The sequence below is a fragment of the Pseudoalteromonas sp. AOP7-A1-14 genome (assembly GCF_052376275.1).
Classification (GTDB): domain Bacteria; phylum Pseudomonadota; class Gammaproteobacteria; order Enterobacterales; family Alteromonadaceae; genus Pseudoalteromonas.
Genome location: NZ_JBQSVO010000124.1, coordinates 1 through 10,935 on the forward strand (window position 1 = coordinate 1; position 10,935 = coordinate 10,935).

Below are 10,935 nucleotides of genomic sequence, written 5' to 3' on the forward strand. Positions count from 1 at the left end.
AAAGCTGAAGGCATATCACCTTCAGCTTTTCTTTAAATTACTTTATTAAATAATTCTTTTAAATTGCAATTTTAAAAGCAAAGTTTAAGTTACGAAAACTGCTCAAATAAGCTGTCTGTACTTAACCCTTCAAGCTGTAAAATATCTTTTAAACGACGTAGTGCTTCCACTTGAATTTGCCTTACTCGTTCACGCGTTAAACCAATTTCACGTCCAACATCTTCAAGGGTCGATGGCTCATAACCTAACAAACCAAAACGGCGCGCCAGTACTTCACGCTGCTTAGGATTAAGCTCACCTAACCAATCAATAATGTGTTTATCCATATCATTATTTTGCACTTCACCTTCAGGACCTGAACCTTTATCATCTGCAATAATATCAAGCAGTGCCGTATCGTTATCGCCACCGATTGGCGTATCAACAGAAGTAATTCTTTCGTTTAAACGTAGCATTTTTGTCACGTCTTCGACGGGTCGATCTAAGCATTGTGCAATTTCTTCGGCGGTTGGTTCATGATCTAGCTTTTGAGTTAACTCACGAGCTGTTCGCAAATAAACATTAAGCTCTTTAACCACATGAATGGGTAAACGGATAGTCCGCGTTTGATTCATAATGGCACGTTCAATAGTTTGTCGTATCCACCACGTTGCGTAGGTTGAAAAACGAAAGCCTCGTTCAGGGTCAAACTTTTCAACAGCGCGGATAAGTCCCAAGTTACCTTCTTCAATTAAATCAAGTAATGCAAGACCACGATTATTGTAACGGCGGGCAATTTTTACAACTAGGCGTAAATTACTTTCGATCATTCGTTTACGTGAAGCTTCACAACCTTTAAGTGCTTTTCGAGCAAAGAACACTTCTTCTTTAGCACTCAATAAAGGCGAAAAGCCAATTTCGCCTAAATAAAGCTGCGTTGCATCGAGATTTTTAGTCACTTCCTCTTTGGCAAATATTTCTTCTTCGTTGTCTACTTTTTCAAGCAACCCAGTGCTAGATTCTTCAGACGCTATATTGTCGAGCTTATCATCTTTGGTTTTCTCAAGTTTTTCTATATGACTCATGAGCGTACTCCCAAGCAAATATGTGATTGAACTAAATCACTATTTATCAATACCCGAATTAAGGCAGGTATTTTTCAGGGTTTACAGCTTTGCCTCGGTAACGAATTTCAAAACGAAGTGCCGTCACTGATGAACCAGAACTACCAACCTCTGCTATTTTCTGCCCTGCCTTCACTTCCTGTTTTTCTTTGACTAACAATTTAGAGTTATGTGCATAAGCACTAAGGTAATCATCATTATGTTTCAAAATGATTAAATTACCGTACCCTCTTAATGCACTACCGGCATAAACGACGACTCCATGTGCAGCGGATAAAACTGACACGCCTTTTTTGTTAGCAATTTGTACACCTTTATAACCATTTTCCTTACTCGAAAAACGCCGGGTCACCTTACCTTTAGCTGGCCAAGACCACAGAACCTTCTTAGTGTTCAAGCTATTAGTATTACTAACTTTTTTATTGGCTTGTTTTTGAACATACTCTCGTTGTTTTGGCTGATCAAGTTCTTTCTTTAAATTTTTGTTATTTTTTTGTTTGTTATATGTAGACTTTTTACTCAAATTCGTATACTTTTCCGTCTTTTTATTTTTCTTCGTCGTACCTCTGAGGTTAATAATTTGACCAGGACGGATAACGTAAGGAGCCGGGATAGCATTGTTTCTAGCGAGTTTTTTAAAGTCTTGCTGGGCGCTAAACGCGATAGAGTAAAGCGTATCGCCTTTTTGTACTTTATAACTACTACCATTTATGATGACACCGAGGTTATGATCTACAACTTTAGTATCTAAACTACTAACCGGCGCAGGAGTGTTTCGTGACGAGCAACCAAAAAGCAAAATGCTAATAAACAAAGTAACATAAACTGTTAATCGTTTACTCATCGTAATTTGCTCCTTAATTTATAAAAGTAAATTTTTAATGCTTAACGTAGTAAAAAATACGCGATGACAATTAATAGTACTAATCCCCAGCCAAGTGCTTCAACATATTGACGTAATTTTTGTTCCATTTTTACACCGCCCCATTTCATTAATGCTGAAACTAAAAAGAACCGTGCACCACGGCCAATAGTTGAGGCTAATAAAAACGGTAAAAATGCCATTTGCATTAATCCTGCGCCAATAGTAAATACTTTATAAGGAATAGGCGAAAAACCTGCTAAGAACACCACCCATACCCCATAGTTTTCAAACCAGCTCAATGCCGTCGCAAACTTATCTTGCCAGCCCATTTGTGTAATGAAAGGCTCAACAACCGGTTCAAACAACCAAAACCCAAGTAAATACCCTACAATACCACCTATTACCGACGCTATCGTAGTAAGGCTGGCAAACCGCCATGCTTTACTTGGCTGTGCAAGTGACATTGGCGCAAGCATCACATCGGGTGGGACGGGGAAAAAAACAGATTCAGCAAAACTCATCCCAGCTAAATAACGTTCTGCATGACGGTGCTTTGCCCACACTAGGGCCATGTCGTATAGCTTAGTAAACAACTTCAAAATGATTTCCTATTCAATATCACCAGGCACTAAAGGTACAAACCTGACTGGTGCAATAATATGCTGATTAAACGTATCGCCTTCGCGAACTACCATAATTAATTTCTGATCTTGCTCGCCTATAGGCGCGATCATCACCCCACCATCAGCAAGCTGATCAAGTAACGCTTGCGGTACTTTTGATGCCGCGGCGGTAACAATAATACCTTGAAAAGGCGCTTGTGAATGCCAGCCTTGCCACCCATCGCCATGTTTCATACTGACATTGTATAAATCAAGCTGCTGCAGACGCCTTTTAGCTTGCCATTGCAATGCTTTAATACGTTCTACCGAACACACTTTAGTAAACGTTTTAGCCAGTATCGCCGTTTGATAGCCCGATCCCGTACCAATTTCGAGCACCTTTTCACGTACTCCTGCCAAACGGAGTAATTCAGTCATCCGCGCAACAATATAAGGCTGCGATATTGTTTGCCCTTTACCTATCGGCAGCGCGGTATTTTGATACGCTTTGTGTTTTAGCACATCATCAATAAACACATGACGAGGAATATTAGCAATAGCACTTAAAACGTGCTTATCTTCGACCCCTTCACGCTGTAATAATTCAGCTAATGCCTGAGCACTGCGAGAATAATTAGCCAGCACTATTTATCTCCATTGTTTTCAGCCATTGGGTAACCGCACCTAAACTGTCTTTAGCAGTCATATCAACATTTAGCGGTGTAACCGAAGCATAACCATTATTAATTGCATAAAAATCGGTATCAGAGCTTGCATCACTTTCAGCTCCCAAAATACCATACCAGTAAATGTCTCGTCCCCAAGGGTCTTGTTGTTTAGTCATGGCTTCGGCTTTATGGCGCGAACCTAACCGCGTAACGTGTACACCTTTAAGCTCGCACAATGGTACATCAGGAACGTTAAGATTAATGATTTGATCTTTGGGTAACGGATGAGAAGTCAGTTCTTTAATAATACCCACAGCGACCGCTGCTGCGGTCTCAAAATGATTGCCTTCTTTAGAGCAAAGCGACACAGCAATCGCAGGAAAGCCTAAATGACGCCCCTCTGTCGCAGCTGCTACAGTACCAGAATAAAGAGTATCATCACCTAAATTTGCACCGTGGTTGATGCCTGCCACTACTAAATCGGGCATTTCTGATGAAAGCTCATTAACCCCTAAATGCACACAATCTGTTGGTGTGCCATTAACTGAAATAAAGCCATTATCTAAAGTGGTAGCGCGTAATGGGTTTATTAAAGTAAGCGAATTACTCGCGCCACTGCAGTTTCTATCAGGGGCAACTAAGGTAACCTCAGCAATCTGTGTAAGCGCATGATAAAGAACACGAATACCCTTAGCATTTACACCATCATCATTGCTTAATAATATTTTCATTTAGCGTCCTTTTGTTTTTCTACTCGCGGGCTGGCATCCGTATAATCCACAAGTTCACGCAATAAAGCAGTTGCAAAACACCCTTTAGGTAAACCAAAGCTTAGTTTTATTGTTGCTTCGTCGATGGTTTCAACAGCTAAATGCTGCGGCACTAAACGCAGCTTCCTGCGCTCATTCTTAAGCCCTAATTCACCTAATCCGTCACACCATAATTGATAAGGTTCAAGCCAGACTTTTTCTTGTTCTGTTAATCCCCCTTCGCTTTTCCCCACCATTGGCGCCGACATAACAATTTCGCCGGTGGCTAGCCTTGCTATATTTTCATCACTAATAGCATCTTCAAAAAAGGCATTCCCCCCGCTAAACATAAATACTTCACGGTGCATGGTTTTAGCTAGTCCATGCTCGGCTACGCGTAAATTAACTATTTGATTAAATACATAAGAACGCGCAGCAGAAATAACTAAACCACGTAGTTTTTTATCGCGAATGCGCTCACCTGCAAACATTTTTTTTGCCATTTCGAGGTTATGCCCGCCGTGGCCAAAGCGTTGTTCGCCAAAATAATTAGGCACCCCCGTGCGTACAGCATTTATGCGGCTCAAAATATCAAGAGGCTCAGTCACATTACGAAGCGTAATGGTAAATTTATTACCTTTATGACACCCCGTGCGCAGCTTACGATTATGGCGCTTTTGAGTAATCACAAACATGGAATCGCTATTGAGTTCAGTAAAATCAATATGCTTTTTAATGGGAACGGGTACACTAAACCACTGCGAGCAAACTCCGTGGCGATCTTTCATACCGGCGTAACTTACATCACGTGGCGAAATACCCGCCTTTTGTGCCAGTAACTTAGCAACATACTGAGTATTTTCACCTTTTTTAACCACTTGCAAACAAACGTGCTCACCGCTGCCGGTAAGTTCTATACCGAGCTCTTCATCGACCATAAAGTCTTCTGCGTTAGTTTTAAAGTCAGCTTTTGATAAAGGCGCACCGTATAAGTAATTTAATTCACTCATGCTTTGCTCATATTTTTACTCATAATAACCACAGCATGGCTTGAGATACCTTCTTTACGCCCTTCAAAACCGAGTTTTTCAGTGGTCGTGGCTTTGACATTAACTTGGTTGATATCAGCGTTTAAATCGGCGGTTAAATTAGTTCGCATGGCTTGGATATGTGGCAACATTTTTGGAGCTTGAGCAACAATAGTGACATCTGCATTACCGAGCACATAACCTTGTTGCTTAGCTAAATCAACTACATGACGCAGTAAAATACGACTATCGATATTCTCATATTCACTGGCTGTATCAGGAAAATGCTTGCCAATATCGCCCATGGCCAGCGCGCCCAAAATAGCATCGCATAAAGCATGTATAGCAACATCGCCATCAGAGTGAGCTAAAAAGCCTTGCGGGTAAGCTATTTTCTCTCCACAAATTGTTAAAGGGCCTTCGCCACCAAATTTATGAACGTCGAAGCCGTGGCCTATTCGAATCATGTTTCGCTCTCACCTTGTTGTTTTTGCAGTAAATAATTAGCTAAATCTAAATCTTCTGGGGTAGTAATTTTAATGTTATCACTGCGCCCAGCGACCAATTTAACCGGCAGCTTCGCCCATTCAATAGCTGACGCTTCATCAGTGATGCTTACCTGTTGTTGAAGCGCCTGTGTGAGCGCTGATTTTAATTGCTGATAGTCAAAAAATTGCGGGGTAAGTGCTTGCCATAATTCATCACGAGGTACAGTTTGTTCAACATGACTTCGACCTCTTTTAATGGTGTCTTTAACTTTCGTGGCTAAAATGCCACCTTCATTTGCTGCTAAACACTCGGTAATTAAATGCTCTATATCAGTTATTGTTACTAATGGCCTTGCGGCATCGTGGACTAATACCCAATCAGGTGCATCACCCGCCAACGCCTTTAATGCATTTAGTACAGAATCACTGCGCTCTTTACCGCCATTAACCCGCGCTATACGCTCATCTATAAAGGGTAAATCGTCATAATAACCATCACCTTCACTAATCGCGACTTTAATACTACGCACACCCTTTACTTGGCTAAGCTTGTATAATGTGTGTTCTAAAATAGTTTTACCAGCAAGGCTTATGTACTGCTTTGGCGCATGATACTTCATACGACTACCGACTCCGGCCGCGGGCACTACAACAGCAATAGTGACTTGAGAGCTATTACTCATTGGTAGTTATTACTCATATTGTGGATTACCAGGCAAAACGCGAATAAAAGTTTCATCTGGTTTTATCATTCCAAGCTCATTACGGGCGCGCTCTTCAACACCTTCTTTGCCTACTTTTAAGTCTTTAATATCGGCCTGAAGCACCTTGTTACGCTTAACTAACTTTTCATTGGTTTGCTGATGTGAAGCCACCGCATTTTTAAGTCGACTATAGTCTTGTAAACCGTTGTGACCAAACCACAATCGGTACTGTACAAACAACGCCAAACACAACAAGGCGATTTGAAATAGTCGCATTTAACTCTCCATGATTTATTCGACCCGTTAATACTCATTGTGCCTATTAAAAACGGGGTTACTTTATTTACACTTTGGGCTGTTTAAAGTCGTGCCAATTAATATTCGCAGCCAATAACATTTCCCTTAACGATAATATGCGCGGCGTGAAGCGCTTATTAAAACGCCATTGATGGCCACAGCATGCGCTGCTCATCAATGCTTTATTAGGTTTTAAAAGCTGTCCTAACTGGCCTTCAAGCGGCTCACCTTGAAACGAAAACCAACCATGCTCATTACAATGAAGTTTATTGTCGCTTACTTGATCGACGCTGTCTATTCTAACTCGAGTTTGCTCTGGACAATTTATTAATATCGGCACAACTAGGCCTGCTTTTGCATAATTTTTATAAAAAGCCTGGTTGGCTTGCGTATCTAATTTAGCAGGACTGATTTTTTGTTTATCAAGCCAGCAGCCATTTTGCGAGTCAAGAGTCATTGGTATATCGCCGTTAACAATACGGGTTGATGCTCGCTCTATGTAATACGGCAAACTGGTTAATGTGCGGCGTAATCTCTCTTCGTCTAAAATAGCCGCAACACGGGCTATTTCACGTGCATAAAAAGCATTACATAGCTGGGCATAATCAGCCCGTTTGGCATCGTTTTGCCAAATTTCAGCTTGTTGCTCTGATTGCGGGTCGCGGGCTGACAACATAAACACTCAAAAACGGTTAGGTTTATATTTTATAGCATAGTGTCGGCTAGTTTTTAAGCTCTTTAATACTTGTCGGTCGCTTTAGATAATCGCGGGTTTAGTGCCTAGTTTAGCATCACCGTTTTCTAAAAACTGAATAACCGCGTCACGTTTTTTACCCAGTAATAAACTTCCATCAGCTAAAAACATAAAATTTTGCCAGTTACGTTTAAACACCGCAAAGCTCGTTTCGATAATATTATCCCGCGACATGCAAAAGTACACAGTAGTATTAGCTTGCCAATCAAGGTGATCGAGTATTTCTTGTGGTGGCAGCTCAGCTCCCTCTTCCCATGCAGCTTCCCAGTGTAATGTTTGGGTAAAGTTTTCTTCCTTGCCGCACCAATCGGTTTTATCAAAAAAGTCGGGGTGATCATGCTCACGGCTCACCATGGTGCTCCATAATACAGCAGCACGTTCTGAGCTCATTGGTTTAATTAAAGCAAGGTCTTGTTCATTAACGGGCGCGTCTTGATGGCGAAAAACCCACGCTTTTTTGTAATCATCTAACGGTATATAGTTCATAATATTGGCAAATTTGTTAGCATTAAAAGTGCAAGCGCAAATTATACAAGAGATCAAAACATGACTACAGCAATAAAACCACTTTCCCTCAAATCAGGAATATACCAACACTACAAAGGCCCTAAATACAAAGTGTTTTATGTTGCCACCCACAGCGAAACCGAAGAACCACTCGTGATATATCAAGCGTTATATGATGAGCATGGTATGTGGGCACGGCCACTGAGTATGTTTTTAGAAACAGTGGAAAAAGACGGCCGAACTATTCCACGCTTTGCGTACCTTGGAGAGGCCGAGTAACTATGGCATGATAGCCTTATTATTTACTGCTCAGACCAGATAGGTATTTACGTGCAATTTAATTCTACAGATAACTACATCGCAAGTAACTCGTTAAAACAAGCGGTTAATGCGGCAATTTTGCTAGAAAAGCCATTATTAATAAAAGGCGAGCCTGGTACAGGTAAAACCATGCTAGCTGAGGAGCTAGCTAAAAGCTTAGATACCACGCTTATTCAATGGCATATCAAATCGACCACCAAAGCCCAGCAAGGCTTATACGAGTATGATGCAGTATCACGTTTACGTGACAGTCAACTTGGTGATGAACGTGTAAACGACATTGGCAATTACATTGTCAAAGGTAAACTTTGGCAAGCTTTTACCTACGGCGAAGAGAATAATAAACGCCCCGTATTATTGATTGATGAAATAGACAAAGCCGACATCGAGTTCCCTAACGATTTGCTATTAGAGCTTGATAAAATGGAGTTTCATGTTTATGAAACTGGCGAGCGTGTTATTGCTAAACAGCGCCCAATTGTGATCATCACCTCAAATAACGAAAAAGAATTACCGGATGCATTTTTACGCCGCTGCTTTTTCCATTACATTGATTTTCCATCTACCAATGAAATGCAGAAAATTGTTGATGTACACCACCCTGATGTAAAACAAGATTTAGTACGCCAAGCGCTTGAAGTGTTTTTTGGCCTTCGTGAAGTAAACGGTATTAAGAAAAAGCCTTCCACCAGTGAGCTACTTGATTGGCTTAAGTTATTAATGGCTGAAGACATTGACGCGAAAACTCTCCACGATAAAAGCCAAAAAGGCGGCCTAATGCCGATGTTTGGTGCATTATTAAAGAATGAGCAAGATATCAGCCTAATTGAAAAACTTGCCTTTATGAGCCGCCGCTAAGATGTTAATTGCGTTTTTTTTCAAATTACGTGAATACCGCTTACCCGTGAGTTTGCGTGAGCTACTTGATTTGATCAACGCGCTAAAAAAAGGCGCGGTATTTGCCGACATTGACGGCTTTTACTATTTAGCCCGCACCATTATGGTTAAAGACGAAACGCACTTTGACCGCTTCGACAAAGCCTTTGCTGATTACTTTAGCGGCATTGCCGATATTGACTTATTAGAGAGCCTAAAGCAGCAACATAACTTACCCGAAGACTGGCTACGCAAAGAGTTTGAAAAAAACCTAAGCGATGAAGAAAAAGCCCAACTAAAAGCCATGGGTGGGCTCGACGAGCTAATGAAAACCCTTAAAGAGCGCCTAGAAGAACAACAAAAACGCCACGCAGGCGGCAGTAAGTGGGTAGGCACTGGTGGCACATCGCCTTTTGGAGCGTATGGCTATAACCCAGAAGGCGTACGGATTGGTCAAGACAGTAACCGCCGCGCCGTAAAAGTGTGGGATAAACGTGAATATAAAAATTTAGATTCAGACAGGGAAATTGGCTCGCGTACAATTAAACTCGCGCTTAAAAAACTACGTAAATTTGCCCGTACCGGCGCAAGTGATACCCTTGATTTAAACGAGACTATTCGCGCTACTGCAAAACAAGGCGGCATGCTTGATGTAAAAATGGCCCCCGAGCGCCACAACGCCGTAAAAGTGATCATGCTGTTTGATATTGGCGGCTCAATGGATGATTACATTCATACCTGCGAAGAATTATTTAGCGCCGCTCACAGCGAATTTAAACACTTAGAGTTTTACTACTTTCATAACTGTTTATACGAACATATTTGGCAAGATAACGAGCGCCGACATAGTAATCTAATTAACACCATGACGCTGGTCAACAAGTTCACCAGCGACTACAAGGTCATCTTTGTTGGTGACGCGACCATGGGCCCGTACGAAATAGCCTACCCCGGCGGCTCGGTAGAGCACTACAACGAAGAGCCTGGCAGTGCCTGGTTAAACCGGGTCACCAATCACTTTGATAAAGTAGCATGGGTCAACCCACAACCGGTTGAACACTGGCGTTACTATCAATCCATTGATTTTATAAAGCAGCTGATGGATAACAGAATGTACCCGCTGAGCTTAGATGGCATAAGTAGAGCGATAAAAGAGCTGAGTTAATTATAATAAATGACTGCTTATTGAGTAATTACCTGCGTTGTACCAAAGGCATTATACTGGGCTTGCCAGAGCGTTTGTTTATATTCATCGGTAAGCCTTTGTCGGGCGCCTAAGTGCGAGTTATGAAATACAACAAATTAAAACACCGTTTTTATTAGCAATAATATTTAACATTAATTCTCACTACGTTTACTATTTCGTAGCCACTTGAGTAGTATAAGTACTTTTGCAACCTCCAAAACTATTAACAATGTTATAATTACGATTGCAAAAGAAGGGACTACACTTCTTAAGGCGCTAAAAAAGAAAAATGTTGGCGGTATAATAAGTAGCAACCTAAATGGGAATTGTATTAGAGCTACGTACGCACCAAGTCTCCTCTCCTTAATTAAAAGATAACCAGAAGCAATTATTGACACTTTAACTAAATGAGCCAAAATTGTAAAAGAGACAGCCCATATAGCAAAACCGCCTGACGATTTAATATCATCGAGTAAACCTGTGTAGAATGGAATACTCCCATTTATAACCGACGAAATAACCAACCAAGAAATAAACAGCAAATCTATTGCGCCAAAAAGTTTAATTATTTTATTCATTTAATTGCTCGGAAAATGTTTATAAGTTTTATTGGGGACAGCAGGAGCCCAATGCCAAGATTTACCACTTACAGACCAATCATCTTCATAGTTACCAAATGTTTGTTCAATCTTTCTGTAATCACCATCTTGCACGCCATAATTAGTCGAGCATTGTCCATTTTCATTGTATTAATCTTCAATACGTTTATCTTCCTTTGTACCGTACC

At 41.0% G+C, this 10,935-nt stretch carries 15 protein-coding genes and 1 pseudogene; 3 read left to right on the forward strand and 13 right to left on the reverse strand.

All coding sequences use genetic code 11. The features are described from left to right. Window positions 1–89: 89 nt before the first annotated feature. The 11 genes from rpoS to ACT3RM_RS15320 all read right to left on the reverse strand — a co-directional run bounded on the left by rpoS (window position 90) and on the right by ACT3RM_RS15320 (window position 7,744). Complete coding sequence (rpoS, locus tag ACT3RM_RS15270) at window positions 90–1,064, reverse strand: RNA polymerase sigma factor RpoS (RefSeq protein ID WP_441833997.1); 975 nt, start codon at window positions 1,062–1,064, stop codon at window positions 90–92. Between the two features lie 58 nt (window positions 1,065–1,122). Further along, the gene (locus tag ACT3RM_RS15275) at window positions 1,123–1,947 is read right to left on the reverse strand and encodes a peptidoglycan DD-metalloendopeptidase family protein (RefSeq protein ID WP_441833998.1); all 825 of its coding nucleotides are present in this window, start codon (window positions 1,945–1,947) and stop codon (window positions 1,123–1,125) included. A 41-nt stretch (window positions 1,948–1,988) separates the two neighbouring features. Then, on the reverse strand, window positions 1,989–2,567 hold the full coding sequence (locus ACT3RM_RS15280; RefSeq protein WP_441833999.1) for a YqaA family protein: 579 nt from the start codon (window positions 2,565–2,567) through the stop codon (window positions 1,989–1,991). 9 nt (window positions 2,568–2,576) lie between these two features. Continuing rightward, complete coding sequence (locus ACT3RM_RS15285; RefSeq protein WP_441834000.1) at window positions 2,577–3,215, reverse strand: protein-L-isoaspartate(D-aspartate) O-methyltransferase; 639 nt, start codon at window positions 3,213–3,215, stop codon at window positions 2,577–2,579. Then, window positions 3,205–3,969: a 5'/3'-nucleotidase SurE gene (gene surE / locus ACT3RM_RS15290; RefSeq protein ID WP_441834001.1), complete on the reverse strand. Its 765-nt coding sequence runs from the start codon at window positions 3,967–3,969 to the stop codon at window positions 3,205–3,207. The genes ACT3RM_RS15285 and surE overlap by 11 nt, the downstream gene beginning before the upstream one ends. Continuing rightward, window positions 3,966–4,997: a tRNA pseudouridine(13) synthase TruD gene (gene truD / locus ACT3RM_RS15295; RefSeq protein ID WP_441834002.1), complete on the reverse strand. Its 1,032-nt coding sequence runs from the start codon at window positions 4,995–4,997 to the stop codon at window positions 3,966–3,968. Before truD ends, surE begins: the two co-directional genes overlap by 4 nt. Further along, window positions 4,994–5,482, reverse strand: a complete 489-nt coding sequence (gene ispF, locus ACT3RM_RS15300) for a 2-C-methyl-D-erythritol 2,4-cyclodiphosphate synthase (RefSeq protein ID WP_441834003.1) — start codon at window positions 5,480–5,482, stop codon at window positions 4,994–4,996. Before ispF ends, truD begins: the two co-directional genes overlap by 4 nt. Beyond that, window positions 5,479–6,186 (reverse strand): 2-C-methyl-D-erythritol 4-phosphate cytidylyltransferase, encoded by a 708-nt coding sequence (gene ispD, locus ACT3RM_RS15305; protein WP_441834004.1) that lies wholly within the window; start codon window positions 6,184–6,186, stop codon window positions 5,479–5,481. Before ispD ends, ispF begins: the two co-directional genes overlap by 4 nt. A 9-nt stretch (window positions 6,187–6,195) precedes the next feature. Then, on the reverse strand, window positions 6,196–6,483 hold the full coding sequence (gene ftsB, locus ACT3RM_RS15310) for a cell division protein FtsB (RefSeq protein WP_441834005.1): 288 nt from the start codon (window positions 6,481–6,483) through the stop codon (window positions 6,196–6,198). A gap of 67 nt (window positions 6,484–6,550) precedes the next feature. Then, entirely contained in the window at window positions 6,551–7,180 is a 630-nt protein-coding gene (locus tag ACT3RM_RS15315) for a hypothetical protein (RefSeq protein ID WP_441834006.1), read from the reverse strand. 81 nt (window positions 7,181–7,261) lie between these two features. After that, the gene (locus ACT3RM_RS15320; RefSeq protein WP_441834007.1) at window positions 7,262–7,744 is read right to left on the reverse strand and encodes a DUF2947 domain-containing protein; all 483 of its coding nucleotides are present in this window, start codon (window positions 7,742–7,744) and stop codon (window positions 7,262–7,264) included. Between the two features lie 60 nt (window positions 7,745–7,804). Here ACT3RM_RS15320 and ACT3RM_RS15325 point away from each other — a divergent pair, with 60 nt between their 5' ends. Genes ACT3RM_RS15325 through ACT3RM_RS15335 form a run of 3 tightly spaced genes read left to right on the forward strand, consistent with a single transcriptional unit; the run spans window position 7,805 to window position 10,127 of the window. After that, window positions 7,805–8,044, forward strand: a complete 240-nt coding sequence (locus ACT3RM_RS15325; protein ID WP_441834008.1) for a DUF1653 domain-containing protein — start codon at window positions 7,805–7,807, stop codon at window positions 8,042–8,044. A gap of 51 nt (window positions 8,045–8,095) precedes the next feature. Beyond that, a complete protein-coding gene (locus tag ACT3RM_RS15330; RefSeq protein WP_441834009.1) occupies window positions 8,096–8,944 on the forward strand; it encodes an AAA family ATPase in 849 nt (282 codons plus the stop codon). Between the two features lies 1 nt (window position 8,945). Further along, window positions 8,946–10,127, forward strand: coding sequence for a vWA domain-containing protein (locus tag ACT3RM_RS15335; RefSeq protein WP_441834010.1), 1,182 nt, complete (start codon window positions 8,946–8,948; stop codon window positions 10,125–10,127). A gap of 17 nt (window positions 10,128–10,144) precedes the next feature. On the opposite strand, the pseudogene ACT3RM_RS15340 reads toward ACT3RM_RS15335, so the two are convergent. Both ACT3RM_RS15340 and ACT3RM_RS15345 read right to left on the reverse strand, forming a co-directional pair. Next, window positions 10,145–10,243: pseudogene (locus tag ACT3RM_RS15340) on the reverse strand (RHS domain-containing protein); the annotation flags it as partial. Between the two features lie 57 nt (window positions 10,244–10,300). Continuing rightward, window positions 10,301–10,726: a hypothetical protein gene (locus ACT3RM_RS15345; protein ID WP_441834011.1), complete on the reverse strand. Its 426-nt coding sequence runs from the start codon at window positions 10,724–10,726 to the stop codon at window positions 10,301–10,303. Window positions 10,727–10,935: the final 209 nt, after the last annotated feature.

What these genes read in the sequence shown, in the direction of transcription:
- ACT3RM_RS15325 (WP_441834008.1), top strand. Translation starts at nt 7,805, where the DNA reads ATGACTACAGCAATAAAACCACTTTCCCTCAAATCAGGAATATACCAA.
- surE (WP_441834001.1), bottom strand. Translation starts at nt 3,969, where the DNA reads ATGAAAATATTATTAAGCAATGATGATGGTGTAAATGCTAAGGGTATT.
- ispF (WP_441834003.1), bottom strand. Translation starts at nt 5,482, where the DNA reads ATGATTCGAATAGGCCACGGCTTCGACGTTCATAAATTTGGTGGCGAA.
- truD (WP_441834002.1), bottom strand. Translation starts at nt 4,997, where the DNA reads ATGAGTGAATTAAATTACTTATACGGTGCGCCTTTATCAAAAGCTGAC.
- ACT3RM_RS15315 (WP_441834006.1), bottom strand. Translation starts at nt 7,180, where the DNA reads ATGTTGTCAGCCCGCGACCCGCAATCAGAGCAACAAGCTGAAATTTGG.
- ispD (WP_441834004.1), bottom strand. Translation starts at nt 6,186, where the DNA reads ATGAGTAATAGCTCTCAAGTCACTATTGCTGTTGTAGTGCCCGCGGCC.
- ftsB (WP_441834005.1), bottom strand. Translation starts at nt 6,483, where the DNA reads ATGCGACTATTTCAAATCGCCTTGTTGTGTTTGGCGTTGTTTGTACAG.
- ACT3RM_RS15275 (WP_441833998.1), bottom strand. Translation starts at nt 1,947, where the DNA reads ATGAGTAAACGATTAACAGTTTATGTTACTTTGTTTATTAGCATTTTG.
- ACT3RM_RS15320 (WP_441834007.1), bottom strand. Translation starts at nt 7,744, where the DNA reads ATGAACTATATACCGTTAGATGATTACAAAAAAGCGTGGGTTTTTCGC.
- ACT3RM_RS15335 (WP_441834010.1), top strand. Translation starts at nt 8,946, where the DNA reads ATGTTAATTGCGTTTTTTTTCAAATTACGTGAATACCGCTTACCCGTG.
- rpoS (WP_441833997.1), bottom strand. Translation starts at nt 1,064, where the DNA reads ATGAGTCATATAGAAAAACTTGAGAAAACCAAAGATGATAAGCTCGAC.
- ACT3RM_RS15345 (WP_441834011.1), bottom strand. Translation starts at nt 10,726, where the DNA reads ATGAATAAAATAATTAAACTTTTTGGCGCAATAGATTTGCTGTTTATT.